This window comes from Devosia sp., assembly GCF_965229025.1.
Taxonomy (GTDB): Bacteria; Pseudomonadota; Alphaproteobacteria; order Rhizobiales; family Devosiaceae; genus Devosia_A.
Map to the genome: position 1 here is coordinate 978,620 of NZ_OZ245853.1, position 24,176 is coordinate 1,002,795.

The window sequence follows — 24,176 nt, forward strand, 5'->3', positions numbered from 1 at the left end:
TCGGACAGAGGTCTACGCGGCTTTTTCCAGCGCTGTGGTTTCGCGCCCGCTCTTCAGCACCCTTGTGTACCAGCTCAATTCGTCGAGCATCGTGGTCACAGTGGGTTCGAGATAGTCATAGTCGCCAAAGTCCTTACCGCCGCGCAGCATGCCAAGCAGCGGTTCCATGTTGATGTGGACCGCGAAGCGCGTCGGTACCATCGATAGTTCTACTGCCAGCATCCGCAGGTGCTCGACCGCACGCGAACCGCCCACGGTGCCGTAGCCCACGAATGCCGCCGGCTTCTTTTCGGTCTCGTTGAAGATGAAGCTGAGGGCGTTGCTCAGCACGCCCGGAAGCGTGTGGTTATATTCGGCAGTGACGAAGATATAGCCGTCGAACGCGGCGATCTTGCGCACGAAGCGCAGCTGCGCCTCGTCGGTCAGCGGCACGAAGCGCGGCGATCCCACCGCATCGAAGAACGGCAGAGGATAGTCCCGCAGGTCAACGATATCGTAGTCCGCATCGCCGCGTGCGGCCGCGATGTCGAGCACCCATTTGGCCGGTCGGTCCGCAAAGCGGCTCTGGCGGGTGCTGGAGAGGATGATGCCAATCTTGGGCTTGGTCATTTTGAAATTGCCTATCAGGAAAATCAGGGGGCAGCTACCAACGGAGACCTAGTCACCATTGGTAACTGACACTATATTGGTGCCTGTAATTGAGCCGCAAGACGGCACCATTTGTTGACCGGAGTCACCCGTGCACCACCAAGTCACCCCCAGGGAACCAAGGAATTTCGAGGAATGCACCCGGGCGATGATCCCCGTGCACGAGGTGCTGGCGCAGATTGGCGGCAAGTGGACCATCTTCATCATTCAGTCGCTGAGCAACGGGCCGCGGCGCTTCTCAGAGATCAAACGGCAGATCGACGGCATTTCGCAGAAGATGCTGACGTCGACGCTGCGCGATCTCGAAAAGGATGGTTTCGTCACCCGCAAGGTGACGCCCAGCATCCCACCGCGCGTTGACTATGAGTTGACGCAGATGGGCTCGGAACTGCACCTGCCGCTTCGCACCATCGGCGACTGGGCGCATGCCAACCGTCACCGCGTCGAAGCTGCCCGCGAGGAATTCGCAAAGCGTGAGGCTGAAGCGCGCTCCCTCGCCTGGTAGTTCTGACGACGGCCTGCTTGCTGAGCTCAAGCATGCGCGCGGACCGTCCCAGTATTCATTTGCCGTTCAGCCTCGCCCCTCTATCCGCTCCTTCCTTCGCCGGGGGGCGTACTGGTTTGAGGCAAAAATGGACTTCTATTCTATCTTCAAGTTTCTGCATGTGATGTCGGCAATCGCCTGGTTGGGTGGCGGGCTGACGTTCTTTGCGCTGGCGCTGATGTACGGGATGCGCAAGGATTTCGCGTCGCTCAACAGCGCCGTCAATCACGTGGCGTTCCTGGGACCGCGCTGGTTTGTGCCCACCTCGCTGCTGACGCTGATGTTCGGGCTCATGACCACGTTCCTCGGCAACCTCTGGGGCGACGCCTGGGTGGTGCTGGGTCTCTTTGGGTTCGCCGGCACTTTCTCGACTGGCCTGTTTGCCATCAAGCCGCTGTCGGAAGCCATTGCGGCCCGCAATGCGGAGGGGCGCCCCGATCTCGCGGCTCCGCTTGGTGCCCGCATCATGCAGATCAGCAAGTTCGACTACGTGCTGATGGCGCTGGTTATCGCCCTGATGGTGCTGAAGCCGACCTGGGGCGATGTGTTGGTGCTTGCCATCATGGCGACGGTGCTGGTGCTGGCCGCCGTGGTCTTTCTCGGTACGGGCTTCAAGCCCGCCGACGAGCAGGCGACACCCGCCGAGTAACTCGAGTGGTGGGGGAGAGCCTGGCTCTCCCCTGACCGGATTCGGGGAGATTATTCCTCCTCGTCCTCATCGAGATCGAGCCCCATATCGAGCAACTCGGCAACTTCCACGTTGCCGCCTTCGGCGAACACGGGGCAGTTGCGCGCCAGTTCCAGCGCGCCGTCCATATCGTCGGCCACCACGATCGAGTAGCCGGAAACGCGGTTCGCCGGGGCCTCGCCTACCGAACCGTCAGCGTTCAGCACCTTGCTCTCGCCAACCGGATTGCCGCCGTCGATCAACTGGTCGTCAATGCTCTCCATCCACGCGTTCCAGGCCTCAAGCGACGCGGCTTCGGCCTCGTCACCTTCAGGCGTGGCGCCGCCATGGTAGACAAACAGGTAAGCGGACATGGTGTGGTCTCCCCTTTGAGCCGGCCCCGTGCCGGATAGGCGAGCAGCGGTACCGCGCTCCTGCGACCAGAATGTGAAGGTCAGGCGGCTGACGACGCGCGCTCGACCTCTTCCAGCGCCCGGCGCGGCGTACCGGTCTTGGCGATCCACTCGACGAAGCGATCCACCCAAATGCCGAGATTGGTGCGGATCCGGTCGTCGGCAACGTTGCCGTCGTCATCGAACGCACCGGGCCTGGACTGGAAGTAGATTTCCGGCGTGCCCATCAGCGTCAGGCCGATCATCGGCAGGATCGACCGCAGGTGAGATTGCGCCGCCGCCGTGCCGCTGACGCCTCCGGTAGCCCCAGCAATCGCCGCCGGCTTGCCGCTCCACACGCTCTCCCCATAGGGCCGCGACGGCCAATCGAGCGCGTTCTTGAGGATGCCGGGGATCGACCGGTTGTATTCGGGCGTCACGATCAGTACCGCATCGGTGTCGAGGATTTCGCGCTTCAGCCGGATCACTTCGGCCGGCGGGTCGTTCCACAGCGCGTCGTCGTAAAACGGCAGCGACGCGATATCGATATAGTTGAACTCCAGCTTGCCGGCAGCCAGCTTTTCCAGCGCCTTGGCGAGCTTGAGGTTGCTCGAGGTCGGGCGCGTGCTCCCGACAATGACTGCGACCTTGTACATGATTATCCAGCCCTTGGTATCAAACCGTAACTGGGGCTAGAGGTGTGCCTGCGGCGGACAAGATGCAAGACGGCACACAGGTGTAACCGCGCGACACACTGTTCGACGCGGCGGCTACAATGGGTTGCGCTTTTCCGCGTTCAGCACATTGGCAAGTTCGGGGATGAAGTCCTTGACCATCGGCTGCGGCAGGGCAGCAAAGGGCAGGGGGCGGACCACCCGCATAGCCGCGATGCCGACCCGCACCGTCATCAACCCGTTGACCACGCCCTCGCCAAGGCGTGCCGAGAGCTTTGCCGCGAGGCCCTGGCCGAGCAGCTGCTCGACCACACCATCGGTCAGCACCAGCCCGCCGGTGACGGCAAGGTGCGCGAGGATCGCGCCCAGTAACCGCCAGGCGCCGATGATGCCCGGCCGCGCGCCGTAGAGCCGCGCGATATCGCCGCCCAGCCGCACGCTCTCGAAGATTACGAAGGCGATGTCGATCAGCGCACGCGGCGAGACAGTCGTCACCAGCGCCACGCGTCGTGCCGAGGCGGCAGTGAGCGCCTTGGCGCGGGCATCGAGTTGCGTCATCAGCAGCCGCTCGGCCAGTTTTACATGCTCGGCGCCATCGAATACCTGGCTCTGGTCCGCCTCCAGTTGCTGTCGGCTCCGGGCGAGGTCGGCGCGGCCCGCATAGATCGTCAGCAGCTCTGTGGTGACGGCACTGCCGGCCTTCGGCGTGTCCGAGATCAGAGCCGCGGCGGCATCGCGCTTCAGCCGATCCAGTGCGCGGAGCCGCATCAACGCCGCCGCCTCGCGAATGATGATCGCGATCAGCGCCACGACCAGCACCGCCACCAACCCAACCGCTAGCCAGCCCAGCCACGCGTTCGAGGCAAACAGATCCGCCACCAGCCGCTCGGCGGCAAGCCCCAGCGCCATCGACACGAGGAGGCCACCAGCGGTCCACACGATGCGCCCGAGCCAGCCCAGCAGCCGCGGCGGCTTGGCGATGGCATCGACGGTGACGTCGTCCTCGCTCAGCGCCTCGATCGTCGCCGGCAGGTCTGCCGCCTCGGTCGGTGCGAAGACGCGCGGACGCCGCAACGTCTCAGTGTCGCTGGTGACGCCGCCAACGGGCTTGGCAAAGGGCTCAGTCATCTGAGTTTGTCCCCGAGCAGGAAGTCCAGCGCCCGGTCGAGCCGGATATGAGGCAACACCACGCTGCCCTCGGCGTTCCGGTCGAGCTTCTGCGGCGGCACGAAGCGAAGGAAGTTGAGCGATACGGGCGTGCTGTCTTCAAACAATGAATCCGGTCTTTCCGGCAAGTCGCCGGGAAACAAGGCAATCTCGGTCTTGCCGTCATAGGTGACGCCATCAAGCATCTGGCCCGCCATGGGCGTGCCGACGATCACCTCATGCGGCTTGCCGCGATCATCGACCACGCCCTCACGGGTGGCGCGGATGGCCGCCATGGCGATCGAGCGCGTCTCAGCGCCCGCGAACTTGGCCCGCCGCGCCGCGCCAGCCACCAACCGGTTCATCACCGCCTCAAGCCGGTCATGGCTCGATGAGTGGAGGTGGTCGGCCTTGGTCGCTGCGAACAGGATCCGGTCGATCCGCCGCGCTACCAGCCAAGTCAGCGGGTTGTTCTCGCCCTGCCGGAAGCAGCCGAGGATTTCGGTCAAGGCCGTTTCGAGGTCGGCTACGGCAGCCGGCCCCGCGTTCAGTGCGCGCAGCGTATCCACCAGCACGATCTGCCGATCCAGCCGCGCGAAGTGGTCGCGGAAGAACGGTCGGACGATCAGTGCCTTGTAGGCCTCGTAGCGCCGCTCCAGCATCGCATAGAGACTGCCGGACCGCACCGGACCCTTGGGCGGCGGCAGCGGCGCGAAGGTCAGCGCCGGGCTCCCCTCCATGTCGCCGGGCAACAAGAAGTGACCCGGGGGCAGGGTGCTCAGCGCCCGCCCGTCCTCGCGGCTCAACCGCAGATATTCGGTGAACGCTTTGGCGAGCCGCTCGGCGGTAACGTCGGAGGCTTCAGTTTCCGGATCGAGCCCTTCGAGCGCGTTCAAAAATCCTTCAGCTTCGTGGTTGGAATGTGGCTTTGACGCTCTTCCAAGTGCACTGGCGCTCCACTGCGCAAAGCTCTGCGAGAGTAGCGGCAAGTCCAGCAGCCACTCGCCCGGATAGTCGACAATGTCGAGATTGAGCGACGTCGGCCCCAACATTCCGGCGAAAAGACGTTTCGATTGGAACTTCAACACCAGCCGCAACTGGCTGATTTTGCGCGTGGATTCTGGCCAGACGGGGGTCTTTCCGGTCAGCGCCGCGAGGTGGTCCTCATAGGCAAAACGCGGAATGCCGGCATCAGGGTGCTCAGCCAGGCGTGCCCCGATAAACCGGCCCTCGGTGAGTGGCGCAAAACCCGGCAGGCGGCCACCGGTCAGCAGGGCGTGGATTAGGGCAGTGATGAAAATCGTTTTGCCGGAACGGCTTAGCCCCGTCACCCCAAGCCGCAGCGTGGGTGTAAACGGCGCTGCCGCCGCATCGGCGAGGTTGCCCAGCGCGATACCGATCTCGTCAGACAGGGTGGTCGGCGCTTGTGGCACAGCAGGTCCTCTCGATGCTGCACAAGTGGGGAGTGCACGGCGAAAATCAATCGGCGCAACAGGTGCTTGGCCCCACTTATCCCCACGGCCCAAAACCAGCTTATACTATGGGCCGGTTTGAGAAAAATGCTGAGCGACGCGCCTTGCCGCAGTGTGGCTGGAGCGAAAAATTAGTAGTCCTCGATTAATTTCCGGAACATGGCCTTTGCTGCGTTCCAATCCCCTGTCACCAACACCGAGGACCTTGTCGGGGTCGATCGGAAGAGCACCGTTTTTGACTCTTTCCAGCTGGAAGTCGCCAAGATCCTGCTCGGCAGAAAGCTGCTGTCTCTTACCGGACTGGCCCGCTCGCTGAACAAGCGCGCCACCGAAGGTTCAGATCTCGCTCACATCCTGGTGGCCGATGGTCACGTGCGGCGCGTCGATTACTACCGGGCCGTCGCTGATGTCTACGGCCTGCAGTTCGTCAATCTGATGGAGCAGCCCGTCGATCCGGCGCTGACCAGCGTCCTCGACCGTGCGGCCTACGCAGAGCTGAACATCATGCCCTGGCGCCGGGTGGTGGGGACGCTGCTGCTGGCAACGACCGAGGTTACCGCCAGCCAGATTGCTTGGGCGGACGCCAAATTTGGCGCGGATGCATATGATTTCGTTATCACTTCTCCGTTCGACATCCTGTGGCAAACGCAAAGCCTGTTCCGCGACTGGGACGGTTTCTTCGCCCGGGAGGCGCTGTTTTCGTGGAAGCCTGAGCACTCTGCGAAGGTAACGTTCGATCGTTCGCAGAAGATCGCGACATGGGCGGCGCTCGCGCTGCTCCTGGCATTCCTCATAGTCGCGACGAAGGTGACGGCCGTCGTCCTGATGTCGGCAGCGACAGCGCTCTACACGTTGACCTTTGTGTTCAAGTTCGCGCTGACATGGATCGGCTCGAGCCGGCAGGTCGATATGGTGATCCGGCCCGAGGAGATCGCCGATCTCGATGTGCGGAGCCTGCCGGTCTACACCGTGCTCGTCCCGATGTACCGCGAGGCCAAAGTGCTGCCGCTGCTGGTCGATGCGCTGCGGCGGCTCGACTATCCTTCGAGCAGGCTAGAGGTAAAGCTGGTTCTGGAAGAGGACGATACCGAGACGATCGAGGCCGCCAAGGCGTTGAAATTGCCCGGCTCTTTCGAAATCGTCCGCGTTCCTGCCAGTCAGCCCAAGACCAAGCCCAAGGCCTGCAACTACGCGCTGCAGTTCTGCCGCGGTGAGTACATCACAATCTATGACGCCGAGGATCAGCCCGAGCCCGACCAGCTGAAAAAGGCCGTGCTCGCCTTCCGCAACGCCCCGGCGGAGCTCGCCTGCGTCCAGGCCCGCCTCAATTATTTCAACCGCTCCGAAAACTGGCTGACGCAGATGTTCACGCTGGAATACTCGCAGTGGTTCGATTTCCTGCTGCCGGGCCTCGACTGGCTGAAGGTCCCCATCCCGTTGGGCGGCACTTCCAACCACTTCAAGCTCGACGTGCTGCGTCAGGTGGGCGCGTGGGACCCCTACAACGTCACCGAGGACGCCGACCTTGGCATCCGCCTCGCGCAGGAGGGGTACTCGGTCGGCGTCATCAACTCGACCACCTATGAAGAAGCCAACGGCGTGCTGCCAAGTTGGGTCAAACAGCGCTCGCGGTGGATCAAGGGCTATATGCAGACCTGGCTGGTGCACATGCGCCACCCGTACCGATTGTGGAGATCGCTGGGCACCAAGGGCTTCCTGGCGTTTCAGTTCTTCATCGGCGCGCCCCCGCTCACCATGCTGCTCAACCCGATCCTGTGGGTGGTGACGCTCCTCGTCTGGTTCACCTCCACCTTCGATTTCGGCTGGCTGTTTCCCGAGCCCTTTGGCTCGCTGGCGCTGTTCAACCTGTTGCTGGGCAATCTGTTTTTGATCTACTTCGGCGTCGTCGCAGCGCTCAAGCGCCGCTACTACGACCTCGTTCCCAGCGGCCTGCTGCACCCGTTCTACTGGATCCTCCACTCGGTCGCGGCCTACAAGGCGCTGTGGCAGCTCCTCTATAACCCGCATTATTGGGAAAAGACCGAGCACGGCACCTCGACCGTCACCCAGAAGACACTCGACAAACTGTCGGGGGGCGACACGTGAGCGATATGGCGCTTCCGCCGCGAGCCGTCACCAAGCCACTGTCCCTTCGGGGGAGCGTCAGCTTTCTGATCGGCGTCGCTGCTACCGTCTGGCTGGTCTACCTCGTCTACCGTCTGCTGGTTGGCGGCTATGCCAACGGTGAGGTTTTCAGTCTGCGCGCCAGCAGTGCGGCCTGGCGCGATGGCGACTGGCTGTCGCAGCTACTGCTGTTCTTTGTCCGGTTCCTGCCGGGCGAGGCGACGCAGCAGCTGGTGCTGAGCTTCCTCGCGGCCACCCTGACCGGGGGGCTTCTGGGCCCGCAGTATCATGCGATGCGCAGCAACCGCTGGACGGTTCCTGGCGCAGCCATCGTCGTGCTGATCCTCGCGGTTCACCCGCTGGTCCTCTACACGGTCACTGCGGCAACCCTGCCCATTCCCATCTACGTGGCTTTTGCGCTGCTCATTCCGGCGATCCGGCGGGTGGCTGCCGTGGGTGACGTGCAATCGGAAGTGACGCTCGGCCTCACGCTGCCACTGTTGCTGCTGGCCGGCCCGGAAACGGCGCCGCTGATCCTGCCGCTGACGGTGCTCTGCGCCGCGTCCAACCGGGACGCGCGGCATGATGTTCGCGCCTTTCTGGCGATGTTCATCGTTGCCGTGGTGCCCAGCCTCGTAATTGTCGTCGGTATTGTCGGCTTCAGCCTCCGTGCGGGCCACGACCTGGGGACCGTCCTCGCGCGCTATGCCACTGTGTTCACCAGCATGCATCCCGAGCGTTGGGCCAGTGGACTTCTGCCGCTGGCGCTCGCCTCGCCGATGGCGCTGGTGCCGCTGCTCTACTGCCTGATCCCGGATCGACGGCGTGAGGCGTGGAGCGCCCTCGCGGTTGTCGGCTTCCCGGTCTATCTGGCTATGGGGCAAGCAGCTTTTGCCTGGCAGCTGCCGTACTGGACACCCGCGACGGCGCTGCTGTTCTGCTTTGCGGCGTGGCTGACGGTAACTAGGCTGCACTGGATGATGCGGCTTGCGGGCGTGCTGCTGATGATCCCAAGCGTTTGGCTGGGCTTCCGCTACGGCGGCATCATCGACGACCCCGCCTGGCTCGACGGGGTGCTGGGACCGGGGCTGGTCTGGCTCCGATCCCTGTTGCCAGCACTGCTCTAGCGGCCGATCTCGGCCAGGTCGTAGGGCGTCGTCTGGTAGATCTCATTGATCCAGTTCTGGAACAGCAGATGTGCGTGGCTGCGCCAGCGGTTCTCCGGCTCAACGCTGGTGTCGCCGTTGGGGAAGAGGTTGACCGGCTGCGGCGTGTCGAGGCCGGCGTTGCGGTCGCGCTCATATTCGTCGGCAAGCGAGCGGTTGTCGTATTCGAGGTGGTTGAGCATGTAGAGCGCCGGCCGCGTTAGGTCGCGCAGCATGCAGACGCCGATGTCCTCGTTGTCGATCAGCACCTCGAGACCATCTCCAAGGCTGCTGCGGTCGATATCATTGTACCGGCTCACCGGGATCATCGGGCTATCCGAGAACCCATGCAGCCAGGGCGTTTGCGGCCCCACCAACTGGTGGCGGAACACGCCGAACGCCTTCGACGCCATGCGGTAGCGCTTCACCTTGTGGAAGTGATGCAGCGCCGCCTGGGCGCCCCAGCAGATGAACATCGTGTGGTGCACATTGGTCTGCGTCCAGTCCATGATCTCGAGCATCTCGGACCAGTACTTGACCTCCTCGAACGGCATGTTGGCCACCGGCGCGCCGGTTACCACAAAGCCATCGAACTTCCGTTCCCTGACCTGCTCCCAGGTCGAATAGAAGCTGTTGAGATACTCTTCCGACGTGTTCTTGGCCTTGTGGTCGGTCACCCGCACGAGCGTCAGGTCGACCTGCAGCGGTGTGGCACCGATCAGCCGGGCGAACTGGGTCTCGGTCCGCTCTTTGTTGGGCATCAGGTTGAGCAACCCGATCTGCAGTGGGCGGATGTCCTGGCGGGCGGCGCGGGAGGAATCCATGACGGTCACTCCCTCAGCTTCGAGGGTCTTGCGGGCGGGCAGGTGGTCGGGAATACGAATGGGCATGGTTTGCCTCTTTGAGGTTCGGAAAACGAGCGGTGAGCGGATTGCGGCGCCGGGTGGCGCTATCGCATTCGCTTGCCGATCGCGCCCGCTACCAGGTCGAGGAATTCGTCACCGTCGCGCACCGTTGCAAGGTCCGCAGCTTCGACAGCATAACCGAAATTATCTGCCAGCGCCTGATAGCGGGGCAGGCGGTCATGCAGCAGGGCCTCGAAGCCCCAGGCGCCAAAAGCCTCAGGGTCGACATCGGCGTCGTTGCTGACCTTGTTGAGTGCCTTGAACTCCGCCCACTTCTCCAAAAGGAAATGCGGCTGGTAGTACATCGGCTTGGGGCTGTGCTTGAAGCGGCGCACGAGCTCCGCCGCATCCGCCTCAGTGCCGCGGATATAGAGCAGCACCGTGTCGCGCGTCAGCGCCTTGATCACCGGGTCGTCGGGGTCGGTGGGGTCAACGACCTCAATCAGTGAGCCGCCGGTGTCCGCGATGAAGTCCTTGTAGCCATACAGCGTTTCGGCGCGCTCGATGAAGCGGGAAACATCCAACAGGGCGTCGATCTCCGCCACCCGGTGCTGCTCCTGCCGCCGCTGGTACTCGGCGAGTTGCAGACCACCACGCGTCACATCGCCCGGCCGGCCGAGATAGGTCGATAGCGGGGCGAGGTTGGAGAAGGTGATGTTGCTCTCGATCTTGATCGAGTCCGACCGCAGCAACTCGCGCAGGAACGGCACCTTCATGGCCTCGGCCTTGAAGTTGTCGACGATGAACTCGCCCATATAACGCGTGCCGATGCGGTAGTCGGCGGAGTAGTGGAACCACTGGTTGTTGCGCAGCAATGCCGCCAGCCGTGTCTTGCCGACGCCAGCCATGCCGAACACCGTCACCGCATGGTGCGGGGCGTTCAGAAACTCGTCTGGCGACTTGAACAGCATGGCGAAAAATCCGGGTTCCGGGGCAAGCGTTTAGCCCAATGGCGGGGTCCGGACAAGCTCCCGGGCTCGGGCGCTCCGCCGGTTGGCCTCATGCGCTGGGCAATTCCTGCCGCTCGGCCCGGACTCTTTTGCCTCTTTGTCGCCGCAAGCGTTACTACCGGCGTGGAAACGCAAGCAAAATCAATGGGCCCAGAGTTTGGCATCACCCTTGCATTGAATTCCACGAACAGGCGTGTCGCCACGCAATCTGGGTTTTGGAGTTTTCTATGGGCATCTACGGCGCACTTTCGACCGCAGTCACCGGGCTTCGCGCCCAATCCTTCGCGCTCGAAAACGTTTCGGGCAATATCGCCAACAGCCAGACCATCGGCTTCAAGCGCATCGACACCGACTTCGTCGATCTGATCCCGGATGCGGCGCCAAAGCGTCAGACGTCAGGTTCGGTGCTCGCCCAGGCGCACTCGACCAATAACGTGCAGGGCGACGTCAAGGGCGCGGCCACCGAGACCTACATGGCCATCAACGGCAACGGCTTCTTCGTCGTTGAGCCGCGTGCGGGCCAGGCGGACGGTTCGGCGACCTTTTCGGGCGCCAACTTCTACACGCGCCGCGGCGACTTCGAACTCGATAAATCGGGCTACCTCGTCAACGGCGCGGGCTACTATCTCAAGGGATTGCCCATCGATGCGGCGACGCAGAATATCTCGGGCTCGGTGCCTCAGGTCCTGCAGGTCTCCAATGCCTTCCTGCCGGCGCAGCAGACCACACGCGTCAACTACGAGTTGAACCTGCCGCAGCTTCCCAAGACGCCGAAGTACCAGGCGTCGCAGTCCTCTGGCAGTGAACTGCTGTCCGCCACCGATTTCATGACCCTCACGCCAGACCAGGCGGCAACGACGACGGGCGCAGCGACCACCGCTGGTGCAGCCACGTCGTCGCTCGCTTCTGCGGGCGAGACGCTGACGATCCAGATCGGTGCAACCTCGCGGACGTATACCTTCAACTCCGGTGGCAGCACCACGATGCCGGCGATCGATATCTCCGATACGTCGACCGATACCATCGGCGAAGTGCTGGCCGCCATCCAGGCCGATCTCGTGACCGCGGGCGCAACCGGCGCTACAGTTGGGCTCGATGGTACGGGCAAGATCGCGATCACCGCTGGCAATGCCACCGACACGATCACCGTTACGGATGGCACCTCGGGCACATCCGCCACCGGGTTCAACCTTGCCAACGGGACGACCGATCCGACGGTCGCTACCTCGACCGCGCTTGCGGCTCGCGTGGCCACCGTCACGGCCGACCAGACCGACGACTTCCTCAATCAGTCCGTCTCCGGTGGCGCCATCACTGTCTACTCGAGCAACGGCGCTCCCGCGCAGATCCAGATGCGCTGGGCGAAGGTCAATTCGACGGAAAACGGCGGCGCCGAGCGCTGGAACCTGTTTGTGCTCACCAACGGCAATGCGACGGGCAGTGGCACGGCATGGACCCGCATGGGCGGCGACTACACCTTCGGTGCCGACGGTTCGCCCAGCCCGGCGATCGACCATACCGACCTGCCGAACCTCACTGTGAACGGTGTGCTGGTGGGCGATATCCGCCTGCAGCACGGCGCACATGGCCTGACCCAGTTCGCCGATCCCAACGGCACTGCCGAGGTGACGACGATCAAGCAGAACGGTTATCCGGCCGGCGAGTTCGTCTCCGTTGCCGTCAATGACAGCGGTCGCGTGGTGGTCTCGTATAACAACGGCCAGCAGCTCGAAGTCGCACAGGTGGTGACCGCCAACTTCAACGCCGTCAACCAGCTCAAGCGCATGGATGGCGGGCTGTTTGCAGCCACCTCAGAATCCGGGGAGCCGATTCTCGACAATGGCGGCGGTGTCATCGGGTCTTCGCTCGAGGCATCGAACACCGATATCTCCGAAGAGTTCACCAAGCTCATCGTCACCCAGCAGGCCTACGCCGCCGGCACCAAGATCGTCTCGACTGCGGACGAGATGCTGCAGCAGGCGTTGAACATGCTCCGCTAAGGCGGATGGGGAACGGCCCGGCGTCGCACGCGGCGCCGGGCATAAGGCGACAGGAGTAGGTTCGTATGGGTCTTTCAGTAACGCTGAGCAACGCGCTTTCCGGCATGAAGATCGGCCAGGGTGCGCTCGATACATTGTCGCACAACGTCGCCAATGCCGGCACGCCTGGATACCACCGCCGGTCGATCAGCGTCATCGATACTCTCGGCGTCGGCTCGACCTATGCCCGCGAAGGTGCGCTGACCCGTACCTTCAACCAGAGCCTCCAGACGCACTACACCAAGGCCGTGTCGGACTCGAGTTTTGCCAGCGTGCGTTCCAGCTTCATGGACCGGGTCCAGACGCTGTTCGGCAAGCCTGGCACCGTCGGCTCGCTCGATTCTGCCTACAACGAATTCCAGACGTCGCTGTCGGCCATGGCCACCAGCCCCGATAGCTTTGCCAATCGGGCAGATACAGTGCAGAAGGCTCAGGTGCTGGCCGGAACGCTGAACCGGATGACCACCGACGTGCAGTCGCTGCGTCAGGAGATCGAGAGCAAGCTGTCGACCAGCGTTGATGACATCAACAGCCAGCTGCAATCGATGGAGAAGATCAACAACCGCCTCGCTGACCAGGGCATCGACCCCGGTTCGCGCGCCACGTTGCTCGATCAGCGCGACCGTCTGATCGAAAGCCTCAGCAAGCAGATGGACATCCGCGTCAGTTATCGGAAAGACGATACCGTCGCGCTGATGACCCGCGCCGGTGTCGGCATTCTCGATGGCCGCGCCTCGCAGTTGACGTTTGAGAGTGCGGGCGCGCTGAACGCCAACGCTCAATTCAATGCCGATGACACCAAGACTGGCGTCGGCAAGCTCACCATGATGACCCCTGCCGGTCTCAAGATCGATCTGGTCAAGCAGAACGTCCTCAGTTCAGGCGAACTGGCCGGGCTGATCGAGCTGCGGGACAAGACCCTCGTGCAGGCTCAGGACCAACTGGACGAAATCGCCTCTTCGCTGTCACTGGCCATGTCGTCCAACACCGTCGCCGGCACGCAGGTGACCGCCGGCGCCTCGAACGGCTATCAGGTGGACATCGCCGATGTGCGGAACGGCAACGAGTTCTCCTTCAAGTATCAAGAGAATGGCACCAACAAGACCGTGCGCGTCCTCCGTGTCGACGATACGTCGAAGCTGCCGCTCGACTACGTGGATGCCAACGGCGCGCGGGTGATCGGGCTCGATTTTTCCGGCGGCACGGCAGCCATCGCGACCCAATTGCAGGCCAAACTCGGCTCTGGCCTTTCCGTCTCCAACCCGTCGGGCACCAATATCCAGATCGTGGACGATGGCGCTTCGGGCACGACCGACATGATGTCGCTCGAAACGCGGACCACATCGAGCGGGATGCAGGACGGTTCGTTGGGCATCTCGCTGTTTGTCGACTATAACGATGCCGACTACACCAACGCGCTCAACGGCAGCGGCCAGAAGCTCGGTTTTGCTGGCCGCATCAACGTCAACAGCGCCATCCTCAACGACAGCAAGCTCTTGGTGCAGTACACCCCGACCACGTCCCTGGGTGACTCGGCGCGCGTCGACAACATCGTCGACAGCCTCGACAAGATGCGCTTTGCCGGTGCCCTCGGAAAGACAGGCAGCAGCCCCAGTTCCCGGCTGGCCGGCACTGTCAGTGACTTCATTTCCCAGGCCATCAACTACCAGGGCAACGCTGCTGAAACAGCAATCTCGGACAATGAAACACAGGGTCTTACCGTCGATGCGCTGGGACAACGGCTCGAGAGCGAATACGGGGTCGATGTCGACGAAGAGATGGCCCGCCTGATGGAGCTTCAGAACGCCTTTGCTGCGAATGCCCGTGTGATGTCGATCGCACAGGAACTCATCCAATCCCTGTTGCAGGCGGCGTGAGGTAGGCGATGACCACTGTCAGCAGATCGATGTTCCCACTCTCCAGCGGGATCAAGAATATCACCACCATGAAAGAGAGCTACGACAAGCTTCAGACGCAGCTCGCGACGGGTCTCAAGGCGTCCAACCTCGCCGAGATGGGGACAGATCGTTACTTCGATCTCGCCCTGCGCCAGCGGGTGGCGCGCATCGACGGCTATCAGGGCAGCGTGAAGACGGTGAACCTGCGCCTCGAAGTGCTCGATACGGTGATGACACGCCTCGATACGATCGAGTCCGATGCGCGTGCGGCGGCCAGCGCTGGCGGCGGCGGTTCGACCGGCGCGAACTACCAGACCACGCCGACAATGGCCGCCTCGCGCTTTGACGAAGTGCTGACGCTGATGAACACCGATATCGCCGGGCGCTACATGTTCGGTGGCGGGCTGACAGAGTCGAAGCCAGTCGAAGAGCCTTACACGGTGCTCAACGGAATTGGCGGCCGGGCCGGCTTCAAGCAGATTGCCGGCGAGCGCAAACAGGCCGATCTCGGCGCCACGCACATGGGGCGCACCACGGTCACCACTGCAGCCGATACTGTGACCTTTGCCGAAGAGAACGCCCCGCCGTTCGGCATGAAGCTCGGCACCATCTCGACGACCTCCTCGAACATCGCCGTGACCTCGCCCACAGGCAGTCCCCAATCGCTCACGGTCCAGTTCGGGGCTACTTTGCCAGTGGCCGGTGAGCAGGTTTCGGTCAGCCTCACCATGCCCGACGGCACCGAAGAGCAGGTGGTTATGGTCGCGACAACCGGCACACCCGTTGCCGGCGAATTTCAGATCGGCGCCGACGCCAATACGACGGCCGCAAATTTTGGAACCGCACTCTCTGCTTCCGTCAAGCAGATGGCTGAGGGCAAGCTGGTAGCCGCCTCGGCCTTCGCCGCTGCTGACGATTTCTTCAATGGGCAGGGGCAGACCTCGATGCGGGTCGATGGCCCTCCCTACGACACCGCCACTGGGCAGATCGCAGCAACTGCCGCGAATACTGTACTTTGGTACAAGGGCGAGGATAGTACTGACCCTCGTCACACCATCACCGCCAAGGTCGGGGATGGCACCACCGTAGGTTACGGCGTGCAGGCCAATGAGGGCGGCATTGTCAATCTGCTCCGCTCGCTTGCAGCAGTGGCGGTGCAGAATTTCCCCGATGCCGATCCCACTTCCGCTGACCGGTTCTCGGCAATGGTGTCGCGCAACTCCACCCGGCTGGCCGACACCCAGGACAACAGCTCCGGCTCGATCGCGGTGATCTCGGTGGAACTCGGTCTCGCCAAAACGACCGCCGGTGCTATCGATGAACGGCACACCGCCCATAAGGCGCAGCTGGGTAACATGCTCGAGAGCATTGAGACGGCGCCGGGCGAGACGGTGGCGATGGAGCTTCTGGCGCTGAAAACTCGGCTCGAGGCGAGCTATCAGACCACCTCGATCATCAGCCAGCTTTCGCTGGTCAACTACATGAAGTAGGGCGGGCAAACCGCTGAAACAAAAAGGGCCCGCATCGCTGCGGGCCCCTTTTTGTTGTCAGTGGTTCTGCGCTCAGGCGGGGTCGGCTCGCAACCCGGCAGCCAGTTCGCGGTTGATGTTGATCAGCACAGTCAGCTTGGCAGCCTCGGGCTTGTCCTGGATGGCGATGGTCTGCTTCATCACGAAGATCCCCAGGTTGGCGATCGCTTCGCGGAGCGGCTTCGGCAGGGCGCTGTCTTCCCCGGTCACCGAGCTCAGGAACACCGTCCACAGCTTGCGGTTGAAGAGCAGCGCTGCATAAAGCTCGGGCCGGGTATTGTCCCAGTCATCCCGGATGCGCTGCAACTGGCCAGCGGATTTGGAGAGGAGATTGGCTTCAAGAATACGCGGATTAACCGTTTGCCGTCCTACCTGCTGGTAGGCGTGCGCCGCACTATGTTGCATGGGTCAGGAGTTCCTGCTCGTACTGGATCAGCTTTTTTGCAGCCTTCAGAGCTTTGTAGAGCGAGCCAGTTAATATCTCGTTATTAATTTCGTCTACAAGATGGATAGTCGATGGCGCCGCTGTGACGATGTCGTTGATCAGCTGGAAGTAATCCTTCCGCATGCGTTCTACATCCTCATAGATATACATCAGCTGCACAGCGAGGTAGATGCGCCGGGCAGGGCTGTTCGCAGTGTCTGGCGTCAGGATATCCTTTTCGCGCAGGATCGGAGCCTTGCCATCGATGAACAGCCGGGTGCGCTGATCGGAGTTGGTAATCACGCAGTTGCCGATGATCAGGCGCTCACCGGGCTTGAGCTCGACTTTGAGGGACATGAGGCTGGCTCTTCATCTGATTTGGAGCCCGCATTATGTACCTAACGGGTTCCCAAAACGCTACTTTCAACGCTCGAATGACGGCGCCGCTGTTTCTCATGGCTGCCGCCCAAAGAAAAAGGCGGGCCCGAGAGCCCGCCTTTTCCAGTCGACTTTGGAGTTCTTAGAACAGGCGCAGCACGGCCTGATCGGCCTGCGAGGCCATCGACAGTGCCGACGAAGACAGCTGCTGACGGGTCTGCAGAGCGAGCAGGTTGGCGGCTTCCTCGTTGGTGTCAGCGAGCGTCAGGTTCGCAGCACCGGTCTCGAGGGTATTGATCATGCTCTTGGTGAAGTCCTGGCGGTTCTGAACGATCGACAGGTTCGAGCCGAAGGCGGACGACTGCGAGCGCAGCGTGCCAAGGGCATCCGACAGAGTGCCCAACTTGGCGTCGAGCGAGGTATCGCTGTCGAAGTCGGTGTCGGCAACAGTGGTGATGCCCAGCGTCGAGTTGTTCACCGAAGTGGCGGCGCCGTTGGCATCCTTAGCCTGGATGTCGATGGTCGAAGTGCCAGTTTCGTTGAACGTCAGCTTGAGCTTGTCGCCACGGAGCAGGTTGATACCGTTGAAGGACGCGTCATCAGAGAACTTGTCCAGCTGGTCGCGCAGTTCGTTGAACTGCTTGGCCAGGTTCTTGCGGGTATCATTGCCCTTGATGGTCGAGCCCGACGAAGCGCCGTCGGTCGTGCCCGAAGACGACACGCCGTCAACAGTCAGATCCTGAGTGGACTGGTTCTGAATGCGGAGCTTGCCGTTGTCGTTGGAGGCAGTGACCTTGTCGTCGAGAGCGGTCGTCGTGTTGATCTCGGAGACCAGCTCGTCGGCCGTCTTGGCAACAGAAGCGTCAGCACCAAAACCGAGGACCGTGGCACCGCCAGTGGTCGTGCCGTTAGCAACGGTGATGGCTGCGCCAGCAGAGCTGGTCAGCTTGATCGAGCCGTTGTCGTTCTTGGCCACAATGCCGTTGCCGGCAGTGGTCGTGGCGGCGTTGATCTTGCCGACGATGGTGTCGACAGTATCGCCAGTCGCGAGGGTGATGTCTGCAGTCGCAGTGGTACCGTCGGAAACGGTGAACTGCTTGCCGTTGTCACCAACGACAACCGGCGGAACGGTTGCGGCAGTGGTCTTTTCAGTCTTGACTAGGCTCACGTCGACAGCGGTCGATCCCACAGCACCGCCGGAGAACGAGATGTTGCCGGTGGTCACAGCGCTATCAACACCGTACGAGGCCGTCTTGAACGACTTGTCCTGGCGCGCCTGACGGAGCGTCGACTGCATCGATTCAACAGTCTTGGTGATCGAGGTCAGGCCGTTGTCGGCTGCTTCGATCGTCTTGATACCGTTCGACATCGAGTCGAGCAGGTTGCTCATGTCGCCGGCGCGGCTGTTCAGCGACGCGCCAGTGAAGAAGTTCGTCGGGTTATCCAGAGCCGAGTTCACTTTCAGACCGGTGGCGAGACGATTCTGCGTCTTGGCCATCGAGGCAGCGGTGGACTGGAGGCTGAGCAGGTTCTGACGAACTGCCTTTGAGAGATTGACGTCCATTGTAGGTCCCTTTCTGGGGTCGAACACGTTTTACAACCGTCTCTTCCTGAGACGTGGGGGCATCATTGGAGTCAGCTCCGTAAAAAACCCTTAAACCGCTCCCCGCAATTCGAAATTGTTCGTCTGGAGTGAACAGCGGTTAACGAAATCTTCCGTATATGCGCCGGGATGGCACAGAGTAATCCGCGCGAATGCCGGAAAACAAAAACGGCGGGCCGAAGCCCGCCGTTTTGGCAATCCCAGATCGTTTGAGCGAGATCAGCCGAACAAGCGCAGTACTGCCTGGTCTGCCTGCGACGCCATCGAGAGGGCGGTTGAAGACAACTGCTGGCGCGTCTGCAGCGCGAGCAGGTTGGCCGCTTCCTCGTTGGTATCGGCAAGAGTCAGGTTCGACGCGCCGGTTTCCAGCGTGTTGATCATGTTCTTGGTGAAGTCCGTGCGGTTCTGCACGATCGACAGGTTGGAACCGAAAGCCGACGACTGCGAGCGCAGCTTGCCAAGGGCATCGGACAGGGTGCCGAGCTTGCCGTCCAGCGTGGTGTCGTTGTCGAAATCGGAATTCACCACGAAATCAATGCCCAGCGTGGTGTTGTTAATCGCTGTGGAATTGCCGTCTTCATCCTTTGCCTGGATGTCGATGGTCGAGGTGCCGGTCTCGTTGAACGTCAGCTTCAGCTTGTCGCCGCGGAGCAGGTTGATACCGTTGAACGAGGCATCATCTGCAAACTTATCAAGCTGATCGCGGAGTTCGTTGAACTGAGTCACGAGGTTCTTGCGAACCTTGTTTCCGTCCACCGTCGAAGCTGCCGTCGACACACCGTCGGTCGTACCGAGCGCCGAAACACCGTCTACAGTCAGTTCGGCGGTCGAGAGGTTCTCGATGCGCAGTTTGGTGTTGTCGTTGGAGGCCCGGATCTTGCCCTGCAGGCTCGCCGTGTTGTTGATCTCGGCGACGAACTCATCGGCGGTCTTGGCAACAGGAACGTCGGCACCGAAGCCAAGGACGGTCGCACCACCGGTGGTGGTACCGTTGGCCACGGTAATCGCAGCGCCAGCGGTGCTCGTCAGCGTGATCGAACCGTTGTCATTCTTGGCAGTGATACCGTTGCCAGCAAGCGCGGTAGCCGCGTTGATCTTGGTGACGATGGCATCAACGGTATCGCCCGTCGCCAGAGTGATGTCGGCAGTGGCCGTGGTGCCGTCACTGACGGTAAACTGCTTGCCGTTGTCGCCGACGACGACCGGCGGAATTGCCGCGGCAGTCGTCTTGGTGGTCTTGGTGAGCGACACATCGATCGGCGTCGTGCCAACCGCACCGCCAGAGAACGAGATATTGCCCGTCGTCAGTGCGGTATCGATTGCGTATGACGCGGTGTGGAACGACTTGTCCTGCCGGGCCTGACGCAAGGTCGACTGCATGGTCTCGACGGTCTTGGTGATCGAAGTCAGGCCGTTGTCGGCCGCTTCGATCGTCTTGATGCCGTTCGACATCGAGTCGAGAAGGTTGCCCATATCTCCAGCGCGGCTGTTCAGCGAGGCCGCGGTGAAGAAGTTGGTCGGGTTATCGAGAGCAGAGTTCACCTTCAGCCCAGTGGCAAGACGCTCCTGCGTCTTTGCCATGTTGGCCGCGGTGGACTGTAGGCTCAAAAGGTTCGAACGAACCGCTTTCGAGAGGTTCACGTCTGACATGGGGACAATCCCTCCTGGCTAAGTAGGTGTCTCTTCCTGAGATGCCACCACTGTAGTTGGGAGCCGCTTAAGAATGGTTAACGAGAGGCTTCTTGGTAAGGTTAATTTTGTCTTCGACCAAGCGATAACATGGACCTTAAGTCACTGTTGCTAATAGCTTAAATAGCGAAATCACCGATCGTCTGCGACTTGCTCAGCAGACCGGCGGTTAATCAATCCGAGCCGTTATGACCCAGAATCGGCCACCTAGACTCGCCTGTCATGCAGTGCCAGCGAGCCCTGGGCAGGCAATTCCGCGCTTCCCAGCCGCATGCGAATCTCTCGCTCGGTGGTTGGCCTGGGCAGCAGCTGGCCCGAGAGGAGCGCGACCGCGAAGGCAGCTCCGGGAGGGGCAGGTGGCTTTGGTAGCGGTGGCAGGATATCGGCGGCAGCGCTGGTCTTTTCCAGCACCATGAATTGCTGCTTCGAGCCACTCTGCGTGACCGTCGCATCCCAATTGCGGGAATCGCCAGTCGCCGTCCGGGAGCGGTAGTCTCCGACGACACTAGATCCTGCGCTTACCGGTTCTGGCGCTATTCTCGCGCTCATGACCCGCATCCTTGTTGGCCACGTCCGCTGACAGCATGGTCAAAAAGCCATTGCCCCCGGCTTTAGCGGCCAAGGGCAATTTGATGCAAATTGGAAGGATGGACTAGAGCGCGCGGTTGATCGATACGCCGCTTGCAGGCGGCGGGCTGTTGCCGCCCACCTGTCCGGTCGCGCCGTAGGTCTTGGGGCGGGACTTCGCGCCGAGCGCGGTGGCGACGTCGGTGAGCAGGTCTTCGGTCACGGCGCGCGCCGTAGCGATGACCCGCAGGTTCTCTGCCATCTGGGTCGCAAGCCGCTCGTGCCCCGATTTCAACTGCTCCACTGCCATCGGCGCTTCCAGCCGCAACCGTGGCAGTTGCCGCTGCACCGACCGCGCAAAGCCCATGTAGTCCTGGGCGAGGCGAGTTTTCTCGGCTGTGAGCGTGCCAGCATCCTTGAGCCGACCGGCGCGGAGCAGGGTGGTTTCCTGGTTCAGGATGCCGACGAGAGTGTCGAGCGTGTGCATCACGAGGGTGCACAGTTCCAGTGCGGGCAGGGAATCGATGGCCGCGAGGCGTTCAGCTGCAGTCATGATCTTGATACTCCGGTAGACGACTGGGTGGACTGGGAGGCCTCCTGCACGGCGAGGAGGTCGGAATAGATGGCGTCGGCAATGCCAACGCCGCCGGCCTTGGACACGGCGTCGGACATCTGCTCGGCCTGGATGCCGCGCCAGGTGCCCTCTGCGTCGCCGCCCCCGCCCGATTTCTGGTCGGTCTTCAGCGAGGAAAACATTTCCTTCATCAGCGTGTTGATGAACATGCCTTCGAGGTCTTGGGCCTGTTGCTTCAGATGGCCAATCTGGGCAGGCGATGTGGTGCCGGCTTTGCTGGTTGAGGAGGCGAGTGCGTTGAGCATCAGAGCACCTCGATTTCGGCCTGCAGCGCACCTGAGGCCTTGATGGCCTGGAGGATTGCGATCAGGTCGCGGGGCGCGATGCCGAGGGCATTGAGGCCATCCACCAACTGCTGCAGCGTCACCGAGTCCGGGATCACCGCGAGGTTGCTGTCGACGGTGTTGACGTTGAGCGTCGTGCTCGGTTGCACCGCCGTCTGTCCCTGGCTCAGCGGATTGGGCTGCACCACTGTCGGGTTTTCGGCGATGGTAACGGTCAGGTTCGACTGCGCCACAGCGACCGTCGAGACCCGCACGTCCTGGCCCATGACGATGATGCCGGAGTTCTCGTCGATGACGATTTTCGCCGGCAGGTCCGTCTGAACCACCAGCTGCTCAACGTCCGTCAGCAGATCGACGATATTGCCGTTGAAGTTGCGGGGCAGGGTGATCCTGATATTCGTCGGGTCTTCAGGCGTGGCGCAGGGCGTGCCGATGAAGTCGTTGATGGCGAGGGCGACGCGCCGCGACGTGGTCAGGTCCGGGTTGCGCAGCGACAGCCGCAACGTCCGCTGCGCTCCGAGCACAAAGCCAATTTCGCGCTCAATCAAGCCGCCTGACGCGATCCGGCCCGTCGTCGGGACGCCGGAAACGACGGACGCCGCATCACCTTTCGCCGAAAAGCCGTTGATGGTCATCGAGCCCTGCGCGATGGCATAGGCTTCGCCGTCAGCGCCGAGTAAGGGCGTAACGAGCAGCGTGCCACCCTGCAGGCTCGATGCATCGCCGATCGCCGCCACGTTGACGTCGAGACGCGAGCCCTGCGAGGCGAAAGCCGGGAGGTTCGCCGTCACCATGACCGCGGCGACATTGGCGGTGCGCATGTTTTCGCCGCGGGTGTTGACGCCCAGCCGCTCGAGCATGGCCGTGAGGCTCTGCTTGGTGAACGGGGAATTGTTCAGGCTGTCGCCGGTGCCGTTCAGGCCGACCACGAGGCCGTAGCCCACCAGCTGGTTCTCGCGCACACCCTCGATATTGACGATATCCTTGATGCGCGCCGATGCGGCCTGGACCTCGAACGGCTGCAGCAGCAGCACGGCGGTCATCAGGGCTGCGAAGCACCGCCGGCCGAGGTGGGTGATGAGTGAGCGTTTCATGCCTTAAGTCCCCGAAGTGGCGACCCATCCCCATGGGCCGACGTTCGATATCCAACTTGCGAAATCCGTGCCAAGTCGGACTAATGTGACTATCTCCCTGTTATTAAATGTCTATTTCTCTCGATTGGCATCACGGCGCCCCTTCCCGGGCAGTTCCTGCCGGGTGAATTAACGTTTGCTTAACCGGTTGCGGCAGATTTTGCCCATCTGCGAGCAAAGGGGTGAGTCCGGTGCGCATCGACGGCAATGGACGGGTTGGCAATGTGGCGGCGCGCGCTGGCGTCGGCGCTGCTGCGTCCGGCGTGCCATTCCAGATCGGGGAGGGGCCGACGACTGCGACCGCTCGTCCTGCGGCCGCGATTGCATCGGTTGCGAGCCTTGATGCGTTACTGGCGTTGCAAGCGGTCGAAGACCCACTGGTCAAAAAGAAGAAGCTGGTTCGCCGTGGTGCGAGCCTCCTTGATGGGCTGGATGAGGTGCGCAGCGATCTGCTCGTCGGCCGCTTCAGCGAGGCGAAACTGACGCAGTTGATGTCGATCATCAGCGAGGGGCGCGAGCAAAGCGAGCCGGGTCTCGATAGTCTTCTTGATGACATAGAACTCAGGGTACGGGTTGAGCTCGCAAAGCGCGGGCTCTTCCCTGCAGGCTGCCTGTGTTAACAACCGCGCCGTTCAGCGCTTGCCCACCAGCCCCTTGCGCCACTATAAGGCGCGCCAGTAGGGGCGTTAGGAATCGAGTCAGGAATGTCTACTGAAGTTCTTGAATACCGGCCCAGCGAAGATGAGCCGTTTATGAACCCGCGCCAGCGGGACTACTTCCGGCAGAAGCTGGAGCGCTGGAAGGAGGATATCCTCCGGGAAAGCCGCGAAACGCTTGAGAACCTGCAGGAAGAAAACCAGAACCATCCGGATATGGCCGATCGCGCCTCGTCCGAAAGCGACCGGGCCCTCGAGCTCCGGACGCGTGACCGCCAGCGCAAGCTGATCAGCAAGATCGACGCAGCGCTGAAGCGCATCGAAGATGGCTCTTACGGCTATTGCGAAGAAACCGGTGAGCCCATCGGGCTCGCCCGTCTCGATGCACGCCCGATCGCAACCCTGAGCCTTGAGGCGCAGGAAACGCACGAGCGCCGCGAGAAGGTCTATCGCGACGAGTAAGGGGCTTCGGCCTCACGAGAGTTTGGAAGGGCCTGCGGACGCGCGGGCCCTTTTGTATTGCGGTTAGGGCTTTGTGCTCATCCGTGATAGCTTGTTTTCAGTTCAGTTGATTGACGCGCGTGCAGACCCCGTTGCCGCCGACGAAAGTTGGTTCTCGCAAGGGAACAGGGAGGTGTTTCGCGAGTTGTGATTGAGAAGGTGCCGTTTGGGCGC

24 protein-coding genes are annotated in these 24,176 nt (G+C 62.0%); 9 read left to right on the forward strand and 15 right to left on the reverse strand.

The genetic code is table 11. From position 1 onward, the window contains the following. Window positions 1-12: 12 nt before the first annotated feature. Entirely contained in the window at window positions 13-609 is a 597-nt protein-coding gene (locus ACO06J_RS04760; RefSeq protein ID WP_421759558.1) for an NADPH-dependent FMN reductase, read from the reverse strand. A gap of 187 nt (window positions 610-796) precedes the next feature. On the opposite strand from ACO06J_RS04760, the gene ACO06J_RS04765 reads away from it, so the two are divergent. Together ACO06J_RS04765 and ACO06J_RS04770 are read left to right on the forward strand one after the other, a co-directional pair. Further along, on the forward strand, window positions 797-1,153 hold the full coding sequence (locus ACO06J_RS04765; protein WP_421759559.1) for a winged helix-turn-helix transcriptional regulator: 357 nt from the start codon (window positions 797-799) through the stop codon (window positions 1,151-1,153). A 127-nt stretch (window positions 1,154-1,280) separates the two neighbouring features. Beyond that, window positions 1,281-1,841 (forward strand): DUF2269 family protein, encoded by a 561-nt coding sequence (locus ACO06J_RS04770; protein ID WP_421759560.1) that lies wholly within the window; start codon window positions 1,281-1,283, stop codon window positions 1,839-1,841. Between the two features lie 50 nt (window positions 1,842-1,891). Here the strand turns inward: ACO06J_RS04770 and ACO06J_RS04775 are convergent, their stop codons facing one another. From ACO06J_RS04775 to ACO06J_RS04790, 4 genes are all read right to left on the reverse strand, one after another. Then, window positions 1,892-2,233, reverse strand: coding sequence for a hypothetical protein (locus ACO06J_RS04775; RefSeq protein WP_421759561.1), 342 nt, complete (start codon window positions 2,231-2,233; stop codon window positions 1,892-1,894). 80 nt (window positions 2,234-2,313) lie between these two features. Next, the gene (locus tag ACO06J_RS04780; RefSeq protein ID WP_421759562.1) at window positions 2,314-2,907 is read right to left on the reverse strand and encodes an NADPH-dependent FMN reductase; all 594 of its coding nucleotides are present in this window, start codon (window positions 2,905-2,907) and stop codon (window positions 2,314-2,316) included. A 114-nt stretch (window positions 2,908-3,021) separates the two neighbouring features. Further along, window positions 3,022-4,053 (reverse strand): YcjF family protein, encoded by a 1,032-nt coding sequence (locus ACO06J_RS04785; protein ID WP_421759563.1) that lies wholly within the window; start codon window positions 4,051-4,053, stop codon window positions 3,022-3,024. Further along, window positions 4,050-5,504: a YcjX family protein gene (locus tag ACO06J_RS04790; protein ID WP_421759564.1), complete on the reverse strand. Its 1,455-nt coding sequence runs from the start codon at window positions 5,502-5,504 to the stop codon at window positions 4,050-4,052. The genes ACO06J_RS04785 and ACO06J_RS04790 overlap by 4 nt, the downstream gene beginning before the upstream one ends. Window positions 5,505-5,702: 198 nt before the next feature. Between ACO06J_RS04790 and ACO06J_RS04795 the strand changes: the two genes are divergently transcribed. Together ACO06J_RS04795 and ACO06J_RS04800 are read left to right on the forward strand one after the other, a co-directional pair. Then, the gene (locus ACO06J_RS04795) at window positions 5,703-7,649 is read left to right on the forward strand and encodes a glycosyltransferase family 2 protein (RefSeq protein ID WP_421759565.1); all 1,947 of its coding nucleotides are present in this window, start codon (window positions 5,703-5,705) and stop codon (window positions 7,647-7,649) included. After that, window positions 7,646-8,794: a hypothetical protein gene (locus ACO06J_RS04800; RefSeq protein ID WP_421759566.1), complete on the forward strand. Its 1,149-nt coding sequence runs from the start codon at window positions 7,646-7,648 to the stop codon at window positions 8,792-8,794. Before ACO06J_RS04795 ends, ACO06J_RS04800 begins: the two co-directional genes overlap by 4 nt. Here the strand turns inward: ACO06J_RS04800 and ACO06J_RS04805 are convergent. Both ACO06J_RS04805 and ACO06J_RS04810 read right to left on the reverse strand, forming a co-directional pair. After that, window positions 8,791-9,702 (reverse strand): homoserine O-succinyltransferase, encoded by a 912-nt coding sequence (locus tag ACO06J_RS04805; RefSeq protein ID WP_421759567.1) that lies wholly within the window; start codon window positions 9,700-9,702, stop codon window positions 8,791-8,793. The two genes, ACO06J_RS04800 and ACO06J_RS04805, sit on opposite strands and share 4 nt — an antisense overlap. 59 nt (window positions 9,703-9,761) lie before the next feature. Continuing rightward, window positions 9,762-10,628: an ATPase gene (locus ACO06J_RS04810; RefSeq protein WP_421759568.1), complete on the reverse strand. Its 867-nt coding sequence runs from the start codon at window positions 10,626-10,628 to the stop codon at window positions 9,762-9,764. A gap of 266 nt (window positions 10,629-10,894) precedes the next feature. On the opposite strand from ACO06J_RS04810, the gene ACO06J_RS04815 reads away from it, so the two are divergent. From ACO06J_RS04815 to ACO06J_RS04825, 3 genes are all read left to right on the forward strand, one after another. Further along, complete coding sequence (locus ACO06J_RS04815; protein WP_421759569.1) at window positions 10,895-12,667, forward strand: flagellar hook-basal body complex protein; 1,773 nt, start codon at window positions 10,895-10,897, stop codon at window positions 12,665-12,667. A gap of 65 nt (window positions 12,668-12,732) precedes the next feature. Then, complete coding sequence (flgK, locus tag ACO06J_RS04820) at window positions 12,733-14,583, forward strand: flagellar hook-associated protein FlgK (RefSeq protein ID WP_421759570.1); 1,851 nt, start codon at window positions 12,733-12,735, stop codon at window positions 14,581-14,583. 8 nt (window positions 14,584-14,591) lie between these two features. Next, window positions 14,592-16,094, forward strand: a complete 1,503-nt coding sequence (locus ACO06J_RS04825) for a hypothetical protein (RefSeq protein ID WP_421759571.1) — start codon at window positions 14,592-14,594, stop codon at window positions 16,092-16,094. 72 nt (window positions 16,095-16,166) lie between these two features. On the opposite strand, the gene flaF is transcribed toward ACO06J_RS04825, so the two are convergent. The 8 genes from flaF to ACO06J_RS04865 form a co-directional block, all read right to left on the reverse strand. After that, window positions 16,167-16,538 (reverse strand): flagellar biosynthesis regulator FlaF, encoded by a 372-nt coding sequence (gene flaF, locus ACO06J_RS04830; protein ID WP_421759572.1) that lies wholly within the window; start codon window positions 16,536-16,538, stop codon window positions 16,167-16,169. Beyond that, entirely contained in the window at window positions 16,528-16,914 is a 387-nt protein-coding gene (gene flbT / locus ACO06J_RS04835; RefSeq protein ID WP_421759573.1) for a flagellar biosynthesis repressor FlbT, read from the reverse strand. Before flbT ends, flaF begins: the two co-directional genes overlap by 11 nt. A gap of 163 nt (window positions 16,915-17,077) precedes the next feature. Continuing rightward, entirely contained in the window at window positions 17,078-18,499 is a 1,422-nt protein-coding gene (locus ACO06J_RS04840; RefSeq protein ID WP_421759574.1) for a flagellin, read from the reverse strand. Between the two features lie 258 nt (window positions 18,500-18,757). After that, window positions 18,758-20,188, reverse strand: coding sequence for a flagellin (locus ACO06J_RS04845; protein ID WP_421759575.1), 1,431 nt, complete (start codon window positions 20,186-20,188; stop codon window positions 18,758-18,760). Between the two features lie 246 nt (window positions 20,189-20,434). Further along, window positions 20,435-20,776, reverse strand: a complete 342-nt coding sequence (locus ACO06J_RS04850; RefSeq protein WP_421759576.1) for a hypothetical protein — start codon at window positions 20,774-20,776, stop codon at window positions 20,435-20,437. A gap of 103 nt (window positions 20,777-20,879) precedes the next feature. Next, window positions 20,880-21,347 (reverse strand): hypothetical protein, encoded by a 468-nt coding sequence (locus tag ACO06J_RS04855; RefSeq protein ID WP_421759577.1) that lies wholly within the window; start codon window positions 21,345-21,347, stop codon window positions 20,880-20,882. Continuing rightward, the gene (locus ACO06J_RS04860; RefSeq protein WP_421759578.1) at window positions 21,344-21,673 is read right to left on the reverse strand and encodes a rod-binding protein; all 330 of its coding nucleotides are present in this window, start codon (window positions 21,671-21,673) and stop codon (window positions 21,344-21,346) included. Before ACO06J_RS04860 ends, ACO06J_RS04855 begins: the two co-directional genes overlap by 4 nt. After that, window positions 21,673-22,755, reverse strand: coding sequence for a flagellar basal body P-ring protein FlgI (locus ACO06J_RS04865; protein ID WP_421762449.1), 1,083 nt, complete (start codon window positions 22,753-22,755; stop codon window positions 21,673-21,675). The genes ACO06J_RS04860 and ACO06J_RS04865 overlap by 1 nt, the downstream gene beginning before the upstream one ends. Window positions 22,756-23,036: 281 nt before the next feature. On the opposite strand from ACO06J_RS04865, the gene ACO06J_RS04870 reads away from it, so the two are divergent. Then, window positions 23,037-23,465 (forward strand): flagellar assembly protein FliX, encoded by a 429-nt coding sequence (locus ACO06J_RS04870; RefSeq protein ID WP_421759579.1) that lies wholly within the window; start codon window positions 23,037-23,039, stop codon window positions 23,463-23,465. 84 nt (window positions 23,466-23,549) lie between these two features. Further along, the gene (dksA, locus tag ACO06J_RS04875; protein WP_421759580.1) at window positions 23,550-23,963 is read left to right on the forward strand and encodes an RNA polymerase-binding protein DksA; all 414 of its coding nucleotides are present in this window, start codon (window positions 23,550-23,552) and stop codon (window positions 23,961-23,963) included. Window positions 23,964-24,176 lie beyond the last annotated feature (213 nt).

What these genes read in the sequence shown, in the direction of transcription:
- ACO06J_RS04760 (WP_421759558.1), bottom strand. Translation starts at nt 609, where the DNA reads ATGACCAAGCCCAAGATTGGCATCATCCTCTCCAGCACCCGCCAGAGC.
- ACO06J_RS04765 (WP_421759559.1), top strand. Translation starts at nt 797, where the DNA reads ATGATCCCCGTGCACGAGGTGCTGGCGCAGATTGGCGGCAAGTGGACC.
- ACO06J_RS04770 (WP_421759560.1), top strand. Translation starts at nt 1,281, where the DNA reads ATGGACTTCTATTCTATCTTCAAGTTTCTGCATGTGATGTCGGCAATC.
- ACO06J_RS04775 (WP_421759561.1), bottom strand. Translation starts at nt 2,233, where the DNA reads ATGTCCGCTTACCTGTTTGTCTACCATGGCGGCGCCACGCCTGAAGGT.
- ACO06J_RS04780 (WP_421759562.1), bottom strand. Translation starts at nt 2,907, where the DNA reads ATGTACAAGGTCGCAGTCATTGTCGGGAGCACGCGCCCGACCTCGAGC.
- ACO06J_RS04785 (WP_421759563.1), bottom strand. Translation starts at nt 4,053, where the DNA reads ATGACTGAGCCCTTTGCCAAGCCCGTTGGCGGCGTCACCAGCGACACT.
- ACO06J_RS04795 (WP_421759565.1), top strand. Translation starts at nt 5,703, where the DNA reads ATGGCCTTTGCTGCGTTCCAATCCCCTGTCACCAACACCGAGGACCTT.
- ACO06J_RS04805 (WP_421759567.1), bottom strand. Translation starts at nt 9,702, where the DNA reads ATGCCCATTCGTATTCCCGACCACCTGCCCGCCCGCAAGACCCTCGAA.
- ACO06J_RS04810 (WP_421759568.1), bottom strand. Translation starts at nt 10,628, where the DNA reads ATGCTGTTCAAGTCGCCAGACGAGTTTCTGAACGCCCCGCACCATGCG.
- ACO06J_RS04815 (WP_421759569.1), top strand. Translation starts at nt 10,895, where the DNA reads ATGGGCATCTACGGCGCACTTTCGACCGCAGTCACCGGGCTTCGCGCC.
- flgK (WP_421759570.1), top strand. Translation starts at nt 12,733, where the DNA reads ATGGGTCTTTCAGTAACGCTGAGCAACGCGCTTTCCGGCATGAAGATC.
- ACO06J_RS04825 (WP_421759571.1), top strand. Translation starts at nt 14,592, where the DNA reads ATGACCACTGTCAGCAGATCGATGTTCCCACTCTCCAGCGGGATCAAG.
- flaF (WP_421759572.1), bottom strand. Translation starts at nt 16,538, where the DNA reads ATGCAACATAGTGCGGCGCACGCCTACCAGCAGGTAGGACGGCAAACG.
- flbT (WP_421759573.1), bottom strand. Translation starts at nt 16,914, where the DNA reads ATGTCCCTCAAAGTCGAGCTCAAGCCCGGTGAGCGCCTGATCATCGGC.
- ACO06J_RS04840 (WP_421759574.1), bottom strand. Translation starts at nt 18,499, where the DNA reads ATGGACGTCAATCTCTCAAAGGCAGTTCGTCAGAACCTGCTCAGCCTC.
- ACO06J_RS04845 (WP_421759575.1), bottom strand. Translation starts at nt 20,188, where the DNA reads ATGTCAGACGTGAACCTCTCGAAAGCGGTTCGTTCGAACCTTTTGAGC.
- ACO06J_RS04850 (WP_421759576.1), bottom strand. Translation starts at nt 20,776, where the DNA reads ATGAGCGCGAGAATAGCGCCAGAACCGGTAAGCGCAGGATCTAGTGTC.
- ACO06J_RS04855 (WP_421759577.1), bottom strand. Translation starts at nt 21,347, where the DNA reads ATGACTGCAGCTGAACGCCTCGCGGCCATCGATTCCCTGCCCGCACTG.
- ACO06J_RS04860 (WP_421759578.1), bottom strand. Translation starts at nt 21,673, where the DNA reads ATGCTCAACGCACTCGCCTCCTCAACCAGCAAAGCCGGCACCACATCG.
- ACO06J_RS04865 (WP_421762449.1), bottom strand. Translation starts at nt 22,755, where the DNA reads ATGACCGCCGTGCTGCTGCTGCAGCCGTTCGAGGTCCAGGCCGCATCG.
- dksA (WP_421759580.1), top strand. Translation starts at nt 23,550, where the DNA reads ATGTCTACTGAAGTTCTTGAATACCGGCCCAGCGAAGATGAGCCGTTT.